This is a genomic window from Nostoc sp. UCD121, from assembly GCF_014222285.1.
In the GTDB taxonomy this organism is placed as follows: Bacteria; Cyanobacteriota; Cyanobacteriia; order Cyanobacteriales; family Nostocaceae; genus Nostoc.
In genome coordinates, this window is record NZ_JACKZS010000162.1 from 1 (window position 1) to 18,023 (window position 18,023).

8 protein-coding genes are annotated in these 18,023 nt (G+C 43.1%); all 8 read left to right on the forward strand.

What is annotated here, in order from left to right; all coding sequences use genetic code 11:
• The first annotated feature begins 8 nt into the window (after window positions 1-8).
• The 8 genes from GNF10_RS26385 to GNF10_RS26425 all read left to right on the forward strand — a co-directional run bounded on the left by GNF10_RS26385 (window position 9) and on the right by GNF10_RS26425 (window position 17,784).
• Window positions 9-1,061 (forward strand): dipeptide epimerase, encoded by a 1,053-nt coding sequence (locus tag GNF10_RS26385; RefSeq protein ID WP_185583688.1) that lies wholly within the window; start codon window positions 9-11, stop codon window positions 1,059-1,061.
• Window positions 1,045-2,091 carry a DUF1611 domain-containing protein gene (locus GNF10_RS26390; RefSeq protein ID WP_185583690.1) on the forward strand — a complete coding sequence of 349 codons (1,047 nt, stop codon included), beginning with the start codon at window positions 1,045-1,047 and terminating at the stop codon, window positions 2,089-2,091. Before GNF10_RS26385 ends, GNF10_RS26390 begins: the two co-directional genes overlap by 17 nt.
• Window positions 2,092-2,607: 516 nt before the next feature.
• Window positions 2,608-2,778 (forward strand): photosystem II assembly protein Psb34, encoded by a 171-nt coding sequence (locus GNF10_RS26395; RefSeq protein WP_185583692.1) that lies wholly within the window; start codon window positions 2,608-2,610, stop codon window positions 2,776-2,778.
• Between the two features lie 180 nt (window positions 2,779-2,958).
• Entirely contained in the window at window positions 2,959-3,705 is a 747-nt protein-coding gene (locus tag GNF10_RS26400) for a Uma2 family endonuclease (protein WP_185583694.1), read from the forward strand.
• A 186-nt stretch (window positions 3,706-3,891) separates the two neighbouring features.
• Complete coding sequence (locus tag GNF10_RS26405; protein WP_185583696.1) at window positions 3,892-5,523, forward strand: M48 family metallopeptidase; 1,632 nt, start codon at window positions 3,892-3,894, stop codon at window positions 5,521-5,523.
• An 80-nt stretch (window positions 5,524-5,603) separates the two neighbouring features.
• Entirely contained in the window at window positions 5,604-6,386 is a 783-nt protein-coding gene (locus tag GNF10_RS26410; protein WP_185583698.1) for a COP23 domain-containing protein, read from the forward strand.
• A gap of 697 nt (window positions 6,387-7,083) precedes the next feature.
• The gene (locus GNF10_RS26415; protein WP_185583700.1) at window positions 7,084-12,510 is read left to right on the forward strand and encodes a phytase; all 5,427 of its coding nucleotides are present in this window, start codon (window positions 7,084-7,086) and stop codon (window positions 12,508-12,510) included.
• 495 nt (window positions 12,511-13,005) lie between these two features.
• Window positions 13,006-17,784, forward strand: coding sequence for an esterase-like activity of phytase family protein (locus tag GNF10_RS26425; protein WP_260446020.1), 4,779 nt, complete (start codon window positions 13,006-13,008; stop codon window positions 17,782-17,784).
• Window positions 17,785-18,023: the final 239 nt, after the last annotated feature.

Sequence of the window (18,023 nt, forward strand, 5' to 3'; positions counted from 1 at the left end):
GAATTAGTATGCAAATAAATGTAAATTTATTTACAGTAAATAAAAGATTTCCGTTGACCATTAGTAGAGGTACAACGGCACAGACAACGAATGTATGGGTGAGGATTTCAGCCGATGGTATCGAAGGCTGGGGGGAAGCATCGCCGTTCGGTGTGGGTAATCATCGGCAATCAACTGATGTAATCAAAAATGCTCTAGAGCAAGTTGTGCCACTGTTGCAAACATTCAGCCCCTTACAGCGACAAGAAATTGAGCAAGTTTTAATGCAAAACCAGGTTCCTTCTGCTGCTAGAGCAGCCTTAGATATGGCAATGCACGACTGGTTAGGTAAGCGCGTAGGATTACCTTTGTGGCAAATTTGGGGACTCGATCGCAATCAAATAGTCCCGACTTCAGTCACAATTGGGATTAATTCGCCTGAAGGTGCGATCGCGAGAGCGCGAGACTGGTTACAATTTACTGATGTCCGCCTTTTCAAGGTGAAGTTAGGTAGTCCAGATGGCATAGATGCAGATAAAAAAATGCTCTTAGCGGTGCGAGAAGAAGCACCAGAACCAGAGCTTTTCGTTGATGCCAACGGGGGTTGGAGTTTAGAAGATGCGATCGCAATGTGCAATTGGCTAGCTGAATTGGGTATAAAGTATGTAGAACAGCCATTGCCACGGGGTCAGGAAAAAAGTTTAGCAAAACTCAAAGAACACTCTCCTCTACCCATCTTTGTTGATGAAAGTTGCTTCACAAGCTCTGATATTCCCGATTTGGCAAATTACGTGGATGGTATTAATATCAAACTGATGAAATCAGGGGGACTAACAGAAGCGATGCGAATGGTACATACAGCGCGAGCATATCGGTTGCAAGTAATGTTCGGTTGCTATTCTGATAGTTCCCTAGCTAATACAGCAGCATTACAGCTAGCGCCACTAGCTGATTATTTAGATTTAGACAGTCACCTCAACTTAATCGATGATCCCTTCACGGGTGCATTGCTAAAAGAAGGTAGAGTTTTGCTAAACGATTTACCAGGTTTGGGAGTAAAACACAGTGCGTCTACCACTTAATCAACGAGTAGCCATCTTACTTCATGAAGGAACTACTGGAACTCACGGCAAAACAGGACTCGCAATTTTACGTTACAGCGAAGCACCAATTGTAGCCGTCATCGATCGCGAATGTGCTGGCAAATCTCTGACAGAATTAACAAGTATCAAACGTGATGTTCCAATTGTGGCATCGGTAGCCGCAGCCTTAGAGTACAAGCCAGAAGTTTTGGTAATAGGCATTGCTCCAAGTGGTGGTGCTATTCCAGATGATTACTGGCTAGAAATCAAAGACGCTTTAGAAGCTGGGATGTCTTTGGTGAACGGTTTGCATACACCAATGGCAAATATACCCGACTTAAATGCACTGCTCAAACCAGGGCAACTAATTTGGGATGTCCGCAAAGAACCGCCTAATATAGGTGTTGCTAGTGGAATAGCACGCACGCTTCCGTGTCGGCGGGTGTTGACAGTGGGAACCGATATGGCGATCGGTAAAATGTCAACTAGCCTACAGTTACATTGGGCATCAAAACTGCGGGGCTGGCGTTCTAAATTTCTTGCCACAGGTCAAACTGGAATGATGTTAGAAGGGGATGGCGTACCTTTGGATGCCGTGCGGGTAGACTTTGCTGCCGGTGCTGTGGAACAAGTAGTCATGCGCTACGGCAAAAACTATGACATCTTGCACATTGAAGGGCAAGGTTCACTGCTACACCCTGGTTCAACGGCAACCCTACCCCTGATTCGTGGTTCCCAACCAACTCAACTGGTGTTAGTCCATCGAGCAGGACAAGTTCATGTCCGCAATCATCCCCATGTAATGATTCCACCTTTACCAGAGGTAATTCGTCTTTATGAAACCGTTGCTAGTGCAGGTGGCGCTTTTGCAAGTGTGCCTGTAGTGGGTATAGCGCTTAACACAGCACATTTAGATGAATCTGCGGCTGAGGAAAGCATCGCTCAAATAACAGCAGAAACCGGGCTACCTTGCACCGATGTAGTCCGCTTTGATGCCAATGTGCTTTTGGATGCAGTGATGAAGAATTAGATGGTTAGAGAGACGCGATAAATCGCCGTCTTTACAATAGACATCTGCTGAAAATGAACAGACGTTGCAATGCAACATCTCTAAAAGGGTTTCAGGTAACGCATAAATTAATTTCTGGAGATGTCTAATAAGTAAGTCCTTTGTAGAGACGGCGATTTATCGCGTCTCTTGCCTTAACCGAACCGTATTGTCTCTACTCTTTCAGGACTTACGCCAAAAATAGATAAGATAGCCCAAATCGTTATTTTCCGGTAGAGGTAATTCATGAATTGCCCCTACCGCGTGTAGTTTTGCGTAAGTTCTATTTTTATACAATTTTGGATTTTAGATTTTGCAATTAAAAAATTGCGTAATATATGGCATTTTCGGCGGCTGGGGTAGCTTTGCCTCAATCCCCTATGGCTGATAAGTTACCTTTACTAGAATAATTAGCCCTTTTTTGTCAAGTCCTCTTGACGTTTCGTAACAATCCTGTTAAATTTAGTTACATAAGTAAACAAAGGAAGAGAAAAAAATATGTACACCACTGTAAATGAAAATGGCATTCTCAATAACTACGCAGCCGAACCCAAGGTTTACTACGCCGAGTACCCAGCAATTTGGGAACAACGTAAATACGTTTTACAAGGTCTTTTTGCTACTTTAATTGTTACAACTTTAGTTTTAATTGGTTTTAGCGTTAGCTAATATTTTTAATTTCGGTATCGCTGTATCTCATTGTCATTCATACCTCTCTCTCTTACCCCGGTTAGTTTCGCCGGGGTTTTTTGTGTTTTACTGCTGTGCAATCGCATCTCAAACTACAACGTTGTAGAATAAATGCGATCGCTCATAAAATAAAGACAAATCAATAAAAAGGGGTGTTCTATGACAACCCAACTCGGTGAAACCAAATCTTCAACAGAATTGGTAATATCTTGGGAAGCGTTGCCCGCAGATTTTCACCTAGAGGATGAACCAGTGGAAAATACAGGTCAGCCACTATTAGCTGGTGCTTTGCGCGAAAGCCTGGAGATAAGCGGTTTCATCCAACCGCAGATGTTGATAGCCTCGAATTTTGGACTTTGTGCAACAATAAACGGGCAATTTGTTGCTAAAGCACCCGACTGGGTTTGTGTACCATCGGTAAATCAAGTTTTAGGAGAACGCAAAAGCTATACACCCAATTTAGATGGGGATATTCCGGCAATTGTGATGGAATTTCTATCTGACGCTGAGGGTGGAGAATACTCTTTTAAGCGAACCTATCCACCAGGAAAATGGTTTTTTTATGAGCAGATTCTTCAAGTTCCAATTTACGTAATTTTTGACCCAAATGGCGGTTTGTTAGAATTTTACCAACTCGAAAACAGCCGCTACGAGTTAAAGCAACCTGATGAAAATGGTCGTCATTGGATTGATTCAATGGGTTTATTTCTGGGAACTTGGCAAGGAACAAAGGAAGCTAGAACTGGTTACTGGTTGCGCTGGTGGGATGAGGCTGGTAATTTGTTGCTTTGGGCGGTGGAACAAATTGAACAGGAACGTCAGCGTACCGAACAAGAACGCCAACAAAAAGAACGGCTAATTGCCTATTTACAATCTCAAGGTATTGATCCAAATAATCTGCATTAGCATATATAAGCAAAATTTTCAAGTATTTGAGTGACTCAGTTTAAGCAAATAAGTACTGGGATGGGATGCCTTACAGAACAGTTCGCGGTTCGCGTAGTATCTCACAAAAAACACATTGCTATATGCGTATTTTGCTAATTGCTCATAAAATTTAAAAAAGAGCCTTTTGCATACGTGGGCCCAAGCATGAAACGAATCTGGAAGTCTTTACTTCTAGCCTGGAAGTGGGTCTTACTTTCAGTTGCTACATCAATTTTGATAATCCTGACGCAGCCAACACCCCTTCTGGCACAAGAACCTGCTGCTTCTACCACTATTGAAACGACAAAGCCTAGTTCAGAAACAACTAAAGTCCAAAAGTTACGGGAAGCGCTGCAACGTTCATCAACGTCAGAAGCACCAAAACCCGCCCCTGAAGTTTCCGAACCGAAAAAGCCAGAGTCGCCACAGGAACCTCCACTCACTCCTGAAGAACTCACCCGTCAGCTAAAATTTATAGAAGCGGATAAACTTTATCTGGCGGGACAAATCCCAGAAGCGGAAAAAATTTACCGCGAAGTTAAGCAGCCTTTTGGTAAAACATTAGATAATCAACAGCGTAAAGCTGCCATACTCGACCCCACGCAACTATCCCCAGGGGGTAAAGTCTACTGGCGAGAATCAGAGGCGGGAATAGCACAAAAGTTGCAAACAAAAACTTTAGTACCTCTGCAACTATTAGTTGAGCAATATCCTGAATTTATCCCTGGCCATATCCGATATGCTGAAGCGTTGAAACAATACGATCGCACTAATGAAGCATTAGATATATTAGAACGGGCTTCTTCACTGTATCCAGATCAACCAGAATTAGTTAAAGCTAGAATTACAGCCCTAGCTGCTGATAAAAAATGGATGGAAGCGTCCTTGGCGGCGCGTCAATTTGCTATTCTCAACCCGAAAAATCCCCAAGCGCCTGAGTTTACAAAACTAGCAGAAGAAAATCTGAACCGTTACAAATCTTATACACAAGGAGAAATTAGAGGCAATGTCCTCGGTAATATTATTACAGGTGCTTTAGGTTATGCCGTCACTGGCAGTCTGCTTGGGCCATTTTCTGCCCTTGACTCGACCATCATGCTGCTACAAGGTGAACGAGCCATAGGTGAGTCGGTGGCAAAGCAGGCAAAAAAACAGCTGGGTGTAATTATAGACGAAGATATTTTGGCATACGTCAATGAAATTGGACAGAAATTGGCGAAGGTAGGAGGACGGGACGAGTTTAAATACGAATTCTTTGTGATTCCAGAGGAAAGCCTTAACGCCTTTGCATTACCTGGGGGTAAAATATTTATTAATGCAGGTGCGATCGCTAAAGCTAATTCCGAAGCAGAATTAGCTGGGTTAATGGGTCATGAATTATCCCATGTACTTTTATCCCACACTTTTCAATTAGTCAGCGAAGGCAACCTGATCTCTAACGTTACCCAATATCTACCTCTGGGCGGCACTATCGGTCAACTGTTTGCACTCAGTTACAGCCGCGACATGGAACGTCAGGCAGATAATCTCGGCACACGCCTAATTGTTGCCACTGGCTACGCTGCTGATGGCTTGCGTAACTTAATGGTGACGCTAGAAAAACAGCAAAAAAATGCTCCTCCTAGTTGGTTATCTTCGCACCCAGGCGGCAATGAGCGAGTTAGTTATTTAGAAAACCTCATTACCCGTAATAGCTACAACCGTTATGCCTATGAAGGAGTCGAGCGTCATCTAGAAATTAAAGCACGGGTGAAAAAGCTACTCGAAGAGAAAAAAGCAAGAGAAGAAAAAAAATAGCGTTTTTAATGAATCAAAATAGAGAATTATTCGTCACTTAAACTATCAATTCCCTACTTATTTCTACTGGAGGATGATTTATGTCATCACAACTACTGCGATTGATATCTTTGGGTAGTATTGGCTTATCTTTGTGTCTGGGCAATTCGGCAGCAATGGCACAATATGACTCTACTGGCGACGGTGTAGTAGTACCAACAGTCCCATCAGGTGGCTCATCAGCACCAGTCCCAATAGACACATCAACAGGTATACCCCCTTCACCCTCATCTGACGGTACAACTCGGTTTACCTGCCAGAGTTACAACGGTCAGTATACCGTTATGTATCAGCCACAAAGTCAACCAGGACAATTCTTTCCTTGGGCAGCACCTGCGGCTTTGGGCGGTGGTTGGGATGCACAGAGACGTTGTGCAACAATTGCTAGTCGCTTAGAACTTTATCGTCCAGATGGTTTACAAGAACTCCAGACATCTGTAGAAAATAACGAAAATATTGTCTGCGTCACAACAGAAGCTAACCCAAGCTGTAGAATTGTGCTGACAGTACCGCGTGGCAAAGATCCTGTTGTAATCCGCAATAGCATTTTTCAGAACTTGACTACTGCTGACAACGGACAGCAGACTATAGCCGTTAACACTTATGGCGATCGCAGTAGTGGAGGGAATGAATTATATAATTTAGGACGCACACTTCTAGGCGGTGGCAATAATCGGATTAGTTCATCTAGAAGTGGGATTAATCTCAAACCTTTCCTCGATCGCAAAGATGGTGGTACTGGAAACAATTTGCGGAATGGAGTAGCAGTTCGTCGTCAGTCTCAACCTAACGGTGTTCGTCTCAGCCCTGGTAAGTTCCGGTAAGCAAGAGTGGCTTTTAATACAAAATGAATTTCAAATAAAAAATATCCAACTACTTATTGTGGGGCGGACATCTTGTCCGCCTTTTTTTTATGGGTATAAAATTGCTGCCCCCGGACTTCTTCAAGATGTCGGAGATTTAAATCCAACTTATATTCTGAAAGCAACTCAATAGCAAATATTTGTTCTTTTAACCTTTTGCTAGCAGTTTCTTAATATTGCTGAGATAACTTGGGGTTGCTGAATATGGATTAATACTATTAAAATCCCTAGCTTTTTTGACTACAAAATAGTTGTTCTTGATAGTGATATTGCGATTGTCAATGTGACTAGATTATGTTTGCAAATTGTTGCTGAACATCAGCTTTCCAGGTGATTTTCAAACAATAAAAAATAAATTGAAGGAGACGTTATTAATGGCTTTGACACAAGGCGATATTGCTTTTATCTCTTTGCAATGCCAATGAAGATGGCTGGTCTATGGGCAGCACAAATATACAGCGCTTCCCGCTATTATGCAATACAGTTTTTCTTCTTGCCCCTCTTCTACCATAGCTTTTAGCTTTAAGGATGATGTACCTCATAGCTGCCAGAAGTGCTGTATCTAACTCCCATTTCTCTGTGTACTCTGCGCCTCTACGGTTCCCTATTTCCAATTTTCAAAGCAGTCTCATGTCTAGAATCTATCTCAGAATTAAACATGCTAACTACTAATACAATTCGCTTTTCTCAATTCAACGCTTCTTTGAATCGTAATGCCGAAGGTCAGTTAGTGAGCGATTTGTCTACCCCTGACAACGCTCAGGCAAAGGCAGTTGCAGAAATCATCCAGCGTAATAACCCGGATGTGTTGCTAATTAACGAGTTTGACTACTCCTCAGAGGCAGTTCAACTATTGCGACAAAATTACCTAGCCGTTAGCCAGAATGGTACAACTCCCGTTGACTACCCTTACTTCTACATCGCTCCTTCTAATACGGGTATTGCCTCTGGTTTTGACTTGAACAACAATGGCACAGCAGTTACAACCCCAGGTACAGCAGGATACGGCGATGATGCTTTTGGATTCGGGAATTTCCCTGGTCAATACGGGATGTTGCTGTTGTCCAAATATCCCATTGACATTACCAACATCCGCACCTTCCAAAATTTTCTGTGGAAGGATATGCCTAATGCTTTGCTTCCTGACGATCCGACAACACCACAGCCAAATGATTGGTATTCTCAGGAGGAATTGGCAGTTCTACGCCTTTCTTCTAAAAGTCACTGGGATATACCCATCCAAGTAAACGGCGAGACAATTCATGTCCTCGCTAGCCACCCCACACCTCCAACCTTTGATGGTGCGGAAGACCGCAACGGTAAGCGCAACCACGACGAGATCCGTTTTTGGGTAGACTACATTACTCCTGGTAAAGGTGATTATATCTACGATGATCAGGCAAAAACGGGCGGAATTACTTCTGGTTCAAGCTTTGTGATTGTAGGCGATCAAAATGCAGATCCGTTAGATGGTGATAGTTTTGACAATGCTATTCGCCAATTGTTGCAAAATCCCAATATCAATACTAATGTCATCCCTACCAGTCTTGGTGCGCCCCAACAAGCAGACTTACAAGGTGGTGCAAACGCTAGCCAAAAGGGTAATCCTAGCTTTGACACCGCAGACTTTCTTGATACGGCTCCCGGAAACCTGCGGACTGACTATGTTCTACCCTCTGCTGACTTGGCAATTGCTAATTCAGGAGTATTCTGGCCGCTGACTACTGACCCGACATTTCCTTTAGTAGGTACTTTTCCCTTCCCCAGTTCTGACCATCGTTTGGTGTTTGCAGATGTGCAAACTGGGCCAAATGAACCAGGTAAAACCATTCCCAATGTAGAATTTCTCGGAGAAACTAACTTCGTTACTGGCTTTGTTCCTGCTGGCACTGCGGGAAGTGTGAATGGTACACCTACTCCACTAGGGGGATTGTCTGGTGTTACATACGATGCTGTTAATAACCGCTATTACGCTATTTCAGACGATCGCTCCCAAGTTTCTCCTGCACGTTTCTATACCTTTACTGCCACTGATTCCGGGGTGACTTTTATTAATGTCACACCCCTAAAAGATATCAACGGCAACTTTTTTGCAACCAACAGCCTTGACACAGAAGGTATTGCTTTAACTAACGATGGTACTGTTTTCATCTCTTCTGAAGGTGAAGTCAACCCTGCTGCTGGTCGCGTTACCAATCCCTTTATTAAAGAGTTTTCGCTGACCACAGGGCAAGAAGTACGCTCACTATTTGTCCCCAGCAAATTCCTACCACTAGTTCAGGATACTAACAGAAACAGTATTGTCGATGCAGGTGATACGCAGACATCAGGTGTTTACAATAACTTAGCCTTTGAAAGCCTCACCATCACACCCGACGAGAAAACCTTATTCACCGCCACTGAAAACGCACTGTCCCAAGATGGATTAAAAGCTTCGCTCACCAGTGGCAGCCGTTCCCGAATTCTGCAATACAATCTGGTTACTGGACAACCAGAAAAAGAATACCTTTACATTATTGATGCAATCGCCCAAGCACCTAACCCTAGCACAGGCTCGGCTGACAATGGCTTGACAGATTTACTTGCGATCGATAATCGTGGCACTTTCCTGGCGTTGGAACGCTCCTTTGCCCAAGGTGTGGGCAATACCATCAAAATCTACGAAGTTTCGTTGCAAGGTGCAACTGACATCAGTTTCTACGATTCTCTCAATAATTTGAGTGCTGAACAACTAGCAGCTATTAAACCCGCCCAAAAGCATCTGCTGTTGAATTTAAATGACTTAAACTTGCCTAACGGTACAGATAACATTGAGGGTATTACTTTTGGCCCAAAACTAGCAGATGGTAGCCAGTCGATTGTGCTAGTAAGTGATAACAACTTCAATCAAAGCCAATTTACCCAAATCCTCACTTTGAATGCAGACTTAGTTCCAACTGCTGCACCCAGAGTAGAAACTCGTCCCGATTTATTGGACGATGAAACCCTGCCAGTAGATCAACGAGGTGATGCTGACGATCCTGCGATCTATGTTAATGCCACAAACTCTGCCGATAGTCTAGTACTAACCTCAGTTAAAAATGCCGGACTGCGGGTTTATGACTTGTCTGGTAATTTGTTGCAGACAGTTAATCCCGGTGGCATTCGCTACAACAACATTGACTTACAATACGGCTTTAAATTAGGCAATCAATCGATTGATATAGCGGTAGCTAGCGATCGCAACAACGACAAACTAGCAATCTTCAAAATTAACCCCAACCCCAGTAACCCTGGTCAATATCTGGAAAATATCACCGATAGCAATATTGGTACTATCTTCCAAGCATCACCTTTTGAACCTCCTTATTCTGCATCAACTCGCAGTTCTTACGGACTTACCTTATACCGTAGCCCCGTAACTAATGATTACTATGTCTTTACCAGTCGCCGAGAAACTGGAGACATAGCTCAGTTCAAATTGATTGACAAAGGTAATGGCACAATTGGGGCTGAACTAGTGCGGGAATTCACCGTGCCAACAATTGAGGGTCGCGATCCCCAAACCGAGGGTATGGTGGTAGACCAGGAAACTGGCTTTCTTTACATCGGACAGGAAAATGTAGGTATCTGGAAGTTTCAAGCAGAACCAAACACTGGCACAACTGGCAAGCTAGTTGATCAAGTCAGAGATTTAGGTGGTACTCATCTCACAGATGACGTAGAAGGACTGACCATTTATTACGGCAAAAATGGCACAGGCTACTTATTAGCATCTAGCCAAGGTGACAATACCTTTGTTGCCTACACGCGTGAAGGTAACAACGAATACGTGGGTAACTTTGCCATTGGTAATAATGGGCCAATTGACAGCGTACAAGAGTCAGATGGTGCAGATGTAATTAACGTACCACTGGGATCTAACTTCCCATTTGGTTTATTTGTCACCCAAGATGGCTCTAATGAACCTGCCAAAATAGTTAGCGATGAAGGTGAAGAGGAAAATGTCAGTTCTAACTTTAAGCTGGTGCCTTGGGAAAATATAGCCAATACCTTCCCCAATTCTTTAAATATCGACACCACTAGTTACGATCCCCGCAATCCTGTTGCCCAACCCAAGCTAACTATTTATGAATTTGCAAACCTACCGAAGTTAGACACGACTTCTAAAGGTCAAGATATTCTGTTAGGTGGTTTTTCTGGGCTGTATTTCCAAGGAATTGCAGCAAATGGCAACCTAAAATTTGTCACCAACACAGACCGTGGTCCCAATGGAGAACCTGATGGTGTTAAAAGACCATTTTTATTACCTGACTTCCAACCAGAAATAGTTAGCTTTGAACTCAACCGCACCACGGGCGAAATCACCATTACCAACAGAACCGGACTATTCCGCCAAGATGGAACGACCCCATTAACGGGATTGCCTAACTTGCAAGGTGGGGCAAATGGTACTGCCTACACAGATGAAATTGCCGTCGACTTAGACAACAATGTTCTAACTAACGATCCTTTGGGTGCTGACTTAGAAGGAATTGTAATTGCGGAAAATGGAGATTACTGGCTGGTAGATGAATACCGTCCGGCAATTTACCACTTTGACGTTAATGGTAAACTAATTGACCGCTTTATTCCTCAAGGAACTGCCACTGCACCCAACCCAGATCAACCAGTTGGAACTTTTGGCACTGAGGTATTGCCAGCAGTTTATGCCCAACGTCGCAATAACCGAGGATTTGAAGCTGTCTCACTAGAAGGTAATAAATTATATGCCTTTATTCAGAGTCCAATTGATAATCCAGATGTCGCCAATGATGCGACTTCCAGAGCTTCTCTCAATCTGCGAATTCTAGAGTTTGATATTGTCACCAAACAGGTAACAGGAGAGTATTTATATCGCCTAGAAGGTCTACCAGCAACCGATAAGATTGGCGATGCAGTTTCCTTGGGTAACGGCAAATTTGCAGTAGTTGAGCGAGACGACAATGGTACATCTGCTGGCAATAAATTAATTTACCAAATTGATTTAGCTGAGGCGACTAATATCAACAACCCTGCTAACTTTACTTTGCCAGTTGGTAAAACTATTGAGCAACTTACCTCTACGGAATTAGCTACTGCCAATATTACCCCTGTCACCAAAAGTCTAATCGCTAATGCCGCTCAATTGGGTTACACCGGAGTAGAAAAATTAGAAGGTTTGGCGCTGGTAGCACCCAACACTCTAGCTTTGCTTAACGACAACGATTTCAACATTACAGGTAATACGCCTGCTGAAAAACTTGGCATTCTCGAATTACCCAATAATCTGACAGTTATAGAGCCTACTTTCCCGAACGGTTTTGGTTCTAGCAACAGCGATACTGTCAATCTTGAGCCAGGACAATTCTTTAGTGCAGGTGATGGAGCAGACTTTGTAGAAGGTACTCAAGATAACACAATCCTGGCTGGAAACGGTGATGACACAGTACTTGCAGGCAGCGACTCTTCAGTTTCCGGGAATGACGGTGATGATCAGATATTTATTGGCCAAAACGGCCCAGTTCAAAATACCAGTGCTGATGGTGGCAATGGTGATGATGTTATTACCGTAATAGAAGCCAGTGGTAGTAATAATTTGTTGGGGGCAGCAGGTGATGATACTCTCACAGTAATTGAAGGTTCTCGCCAATCATTATTCGGTGGTTCAGGTAACGACACTCTCACGAGTAAAGGTAGCAATAACCGTCTCTACGGTGGTTCTGGAGATGACAAACTCTTCTCTAATGTCAATGACTCCCTGTTTGGTGGCGATCGCAATGATGTACTATTTGCTGGTCAAGGGGGTGGCAATCGCCTCAGTGGTGGCACTGGTGCTGACCAATTCTGGATTGCTAATGCCAGTCTGCCAACTAGCAAGAATATTGTGACTGATTTTGCGATCGGCATTGATAAAATTGGGCTTGGCGGTATTGGTGTTACTCAGGTTAGTGACCTGACACTATTGCAGCAGGGTAGTGACACCTTAGTGAAAATAGGAAATACCGAGTTGGCTTCATTGTTGGGAATTACATCAAATATTCTCACCGCAAATGACTTCGTTTTCTCTGCCAGTATTGTGGGTTAATTTGTTCACCTAGCGTGATTGTTACAGCTTCATTACACAACTAAAGTGAATGAAGCTGTACTCAATTACTATTGCAAAAGCATCTAAAGATAAGGGTTATAAAGAAATTATTATCTGACGAAAGTGACAAACGATGAATCATGTCTGTGTATAAAAAATAATTTTTCACAACATTAAAAATATGCAGGAAGTTGTTGTTGCATATTAGGTACAAGATTGCAATACAAGATTTCTTAACCAGTCCACAATTTTTTCACAACTTTTACTATGTATGTTAATTAATATGCGATTGCATTGTTAATTTTGATATTTAAATGCTCTGGTGATATGTCAATTGTAGTGGTGGTTGACATTTAATAGTTCAGACTCAACAAGCTGACAAGTTAATTACATATTTGCAGCCTAAAACTATTAGTTTTTCCTCACCATATTACTTTTTTGATTCCACTAGAGCGAAGACCATCTCAACAATTAAACACAGGGAGATTCTCTTTCATGGCTAAGAACGTCATCATTATGATTGGGGATGGTATGGGCTGGGAAATGGCTCGTGCTGCGTCCATCTACAAAGAGATTCAAAATGGTAAGACAGGCGCTAATCTGAGTGATTTTTATACACAGGGTAAGGGTCAAGGACTCAACTTTCAAACACTCCAAGGCTACGGTTTAGCAACCACCTACGGGACAACGATCGCTGGTAGTAATGGAGTTTTTAGCACTGGTAATTCGGCTCTTGACGGTACTAATCCGATCACAGGAGAAAGCTCAGTTCGCCCTGGTTTCACCTTTGATCCAACTTTTAACCCAGGTAATACCCCAACAGGTGGTGCAAAAGTCAGTGATGGTGCTGTTGGAAACCTAGTAGGTTATGACCCTAGCAGAGGTGGTGTTAACCCTTGGACTCCCGGTAATGACCCAGAATATATTAAGTACAGCTATCCTGACTCTGCCAACACCGCAACAACTCTGTACACGGGCGTTAAAAGCTACAATAACGCTGTTGGCGTTGATATTTTCGAGAATCCTCTAGAAACAATTCTCAAAACTGCGAACCAAGTTGGTAAATCCACTGGTTTGGTAACTTCAGTTCCCATTGATCATGCAACACCTGCTGCTGCTGCTGCCAACGTTAATCGTCGCAGCAAGTATGATGCTGACTATCCGGTATTAGACAACATCTTGCAACAGGAACTTCGTGTCTATCAACCAACAGTATTACTTGGTGGTGGACACCCACTCTCTACTCCTGGAGACTTATTACCAGCAGGGGTTGAGCCGAATACGAGCAATGAATACATTAGCCAATCTACCTACACAGAACTTAGCACTAAACCCACAAACAACCTCTACGATTACACCTTTTTAGAGCGCGGTGAGAATGCCGCCCAGAAACTAGCTGAAACTGCGGCGACAATCGATCCAGAAAAAGGCGATCGCCTCTTCGGTCTATATGGTGCGCGCGGCCAAAATGGTAACTTACCTGTAAGTTCTGCCAACGGCGACTACAGCACCACTGGTTTAGATATGTTCAGCGTTTTCGCTAACCAAGGAGATAACACCAAAGTGGACACTACACGTCCACTGCTGCCTGGAGAGACGGATGCATCTTTCATTGCCAAAGAGGTTAACGAAAACCCAACCCTCAATGACTTGACAAATGCTGCATTAGATGTGTTGGGTAAAGATCCCGATGGTTTCTGGTTAATGGTTGAAGGTGGCGATATCGATTGGTCTGCCCATGATAACAACATAGACAACTTGATCGGCACCACCTTGGACTTCGATAAGGCAGTTGGATCTACGATTGACTGGATTAACAATAATGGTGGTTGGGATGAAAACCTACTAATCGTTACTGCTGACCACGATCACTACCTGACTCTCGACGGTGATTTTCCAACTTTAGTACAAAATCAAGGTGCTGAAGCATTAACTAATTTGGATACTACAGCAGAAGTTGGACATTACTGGGGGTCAGATCCTAACGTCAAGTATGGTTGGGGAACTCACACCAACCGTCCCGTACCTGTTTACTACCAAGGTGCTGGTTCTGAAGTTCTAAATAGCTTAGTAGGTAAAGGTTATAACGCCTACGGTTCTGATATTCCGGGAATTGCGGGTTTAAATGATCAAACCCACATCTACCAAACGATGTTTGCTTCAATAAAGCCAAAAGTTGAGTTAGTCGGTTTTGCTTCTTTACCTGCTGATACCTATAGTGATGGGCCGGCTTCTGGTGTAGAAATTTCAGCCAATGGCAGAACCGGGCCTTTCCCTGGACAGCCAATTCAGGGTTTTAGCGGTGTTCAGTTTGCTAACAGCAACTCTTTGTACTTCCTGTCAGATAATGGCTACGGTAGCAAAGATAATAGTGAAGACTTTCTGTTACGTATCAATCGTGTAGACCCGAATTTTAAGGGAACAGAAAATGGCGATGGCACTGTTAAAATTTTAGATTACATTCAACTGTCTGACCCTAATAACAAGGTTCCTTTCCAAATTGTGAATGAAGGAACTACTGGAAGATTACTGACTGGTGCAGACTTTGATGTAGAATCGTTCGTCTTTGATAAAGACGGCACAATCTGGGTTGGAGATGAGTTTGGCCCTTACCTACTACATTTTGATGCCAGTGGTAAGTTGTTGGAAGCTCCCATTGCTACACCTGACCAATTCAAAACTCTAGATGGAGAAGCACCTAAAGTTATTGGTCACAGAGGCGCTAGTGGCGATCTTCCAGAACATACCTTAGAGGCATACAGAAGGGCAATTGAAGATGGTGCTGACTTTATTGAGCCAGACTTAGTAGTTACAAAAGATGGCGTGTTAATTGCTCGCCATGAACCTGCTTTGGCAATTTTGAATGCTGATGGCACTCTTAATTTAAGCAATACAACCACAGACGTTTACGATATTACCAAGTATCCACAGTTTGCCGATCGCAAGAAAACAGTCAGTCTAGATGGAACAGAAATCACAGGTTGGTTTGCTGAAGACTTTACTTTAGAAGAAATCAAGACTTTAAAAGCTATACAGCGTGTACCTTTCCGCGACCAATCCTTCAATGGTCAATTTGAAATTCCCACCCTCGCCGAAATCATCGACTTGGTTAAGGAAGTAGAAACCGAGACAGGTAAAAAAATTGGCATCTATCCCGAAACTAAGCATCCCACCTATTCTGCCGAAGAAGCTACTTATATAGGCACTACGGAGAAAATTAACCGAAACACCAGTGAAATCCTCATCGATACACTCAAGGCTGAGAACTTCACCGATCCCAGTCGCATCTTCATCCAATCCTTTGAAGTCGGTAATCTCAAGGATCTCCACGATCGCATTATGCCTAATGCAGGTGTAGATATTCCCCTGGTTCAACTTCTAGATGCAGCTGGAATTGAGCTAAACGGTGAGATCATAGAGAGTCAGCCTTATGATTTTGAAGTCAGTGGCGACCTTCGGACTTATGGTGATTTACGGACTCCAGAAGGTTTGGCTGAAATCGCTACCTATGCTGATGGCATTGGCCCTTGGAAGCGGTTAATTGTCAGTGTCAAAGGTACAGATGCTAATAACGATGGTTTGGCAGATGATGTCAATGGAGATGGTGCAGTAAATGATGCTGACAGAACGCTGTTAGCTCCTACTACTTTAGTTCAAGATGCTCACAATGCAGGTTTACAGGTTCATCCTTACACCTTCCGCGATGAAGACCTGTATTTAGCAGCAGATTACAAAGGTAATCCAGAACTAGAATTTCAGCAGTTCTTTCAATTAGGCGTAGATGCACTATTTACAGACTTCCCAGAGACAGGTGATAAAGTCCGAGATTTTTTGAGTAATCCTCAGAATAACTTAGTGCGATCGCCACAAAATCCCGATGTGCTTTCAGGAGATGCCTTTGCTAACTTGGGTGGTTCCAAAGGTTTTGAAGGTGGAGCAATTAACGCCAGCAAAACCAAGCTCTATATGCTGCTAGAGGGTACAGTTCAAGGTGATACTCCTGGTGCTTTGCGGATTAACGAATTTGACCTTGCTAGCCACAAGTACACTGATAAAAAGCTGTACTACAGATTGGATAATCCATCAAATGCGATCGGGGATTTAGCAGTCATTAACGATAATGAGTATCTAGTCATTGAGCGGGATAACAATCAAGGGGCTGCGGCTAAATTTAAGAGGATCTACAAAATTGACTTGTCTAAAGCAGATTCTAATGGTTATGTAGCCAAGGAAGAAGTTGCAGACTTGTTAAACATCCAAGACCCCAACGACCTGAATGGAGATGGCAAAACCACCTTTGACTTCCCATTTGTCACAATTGAAAACGTTTTAGTTGTTGACAAAAACACCATTTTGGTGGCTAATGACAACAATTATCCCTTTTCTACAGGTCGTCCTGGAAATGATCCTCAAAATCCAGTCATAGACAACAACGAAATTCTACTGCTGAAGTTGGAGAAGCCCCTTAACCTTGCTCCTGGTTTAGGTCAACCTGAAACTGAAGAAATTAACTTTGGCTCCACTGACAGCGATGATATTACCGTTGAGCCAAATCAAACCCTATTCACAGGTGACGGGGCAGACTTTGTAGAAGGTACTAAAGGGAACACAATCCAGACTGGAAACGGTGAAGACACGGTGCTAGTCGGTAGTGACTCTTCAGTATCCACAGGAGAGAGTAACGATCAGATATTTATTGGTCAAAACGGCCCGGCCCAAAATACTAGTGCTGATGGTGGCAATGGAAATGATGTTATTACCGTAGTGGAAGCTAGTGGTAGTAATAATTTACTTGGAGCGGCAGGTGATGATAGTCTTACCGTAATTGAAGGCTCTCGTCAATCATTATTTGGTGGCTCAGGTAATGACACCCTCATTAGTGGCGGTAGCAATAACCGTCTCTACGGTGGTTCTGGCGATGACAAACTCTTCTCTAATTTCAATGATTCCTTGTCTGGTGGCGATGGTGATGATGTGCTATTTGCTGGTCAACAGGGCAGTAATCGCTTAACTGGTGGTGCTGGTGCTGACCAATTCTGGATTGCTAACGCCAGTTTGCCAACTAGCAAGAACATTGTGACTGATTTTGCGATCGCCATTGATAAAATCGGGCTGGGCGGTATTGGTGTTACTGAATTTAGTGCCTTAACTCTATTACAACAAGGTAGCGATACTTTGGTGAAAGCCGGAAATACAGAGTTGGCTTCATTGGTTGGAGTTACATCGACTAGCCTAACAGCAAATGACTTCGTTTTCTCAGCTAGTGTAATTTAACCTAAAGATGATTACGATTACAGCTTTAAATTCAACAATTAAGCTGTAGTAAGTTGGCTATTGCGGGGGAGTAATACTCCCTCGCCTTTGATATCCTATTTTATCCTGTGATTCTTAAAGCTGTTCTAGTTATGCCCGCCCTAATCATCCAAGATGTAGAACAGCTTAATATTTGACAATATCCCTGATACAAATACTTAGATAGGGACATACATCTGTACGCCCCTACAGCCTACTGA

What these genes read in the sequence shown, in the direction of transcription:
- GNF10_RS26385 (WP_185583688.1), top strand. Translation starts at nt 9, where the DNA reads ATGCAAATAAATGTAAATTTATTTACAGTAAATAAAAGATTTCCGTTG.
- GNF10_RS26395 (WP_185583692.1), top strand. Translation starts at nt 2,608, where the DNA reads ATGTACACCACTGTAAATGAAAATGGCATTCTCAATAACTACGCAGCC.
- GNF10_RS26400 (WP_185583694.1), top strand. Translation starts at nt 2,959, where the DNA reads ATGACAACCCAACTCGGTGAAACCAAATCTTCAACAGAATTGGTAATA.
- GNF10_RS26405 (WP_185583696.1), top strand. Translation starts at nt 3,892, where the DNA reads ATGAAACGAATCTGGAAGTCTTTACTTCTAGCCTGGAAGTGGGTCTTA.
- GNF10_RS26410 (WP_185583698.1), top strand. Translation starts at nt 5,604, where the DNA reads ATGTCATCACAACTACTGCGATTGATATCTTTGGGTAGTATTGGCTTA.
- GNF10_RS26415 (WP_185583700.1), top strand. Translation starts at nt 7,084, where the DNA reads ATGCTAACTACTAATACAATTCGCTTTTCTCAATTCAACGCTTCTTTG.
- GNF10_RS26425 (WP_260446020.1), top strand. Translation starts at nt 13,006, where the DNA reads ATGGCTAAGAACGTCATCATTATGATTGGGGATGGTATGGGCTGGGAA.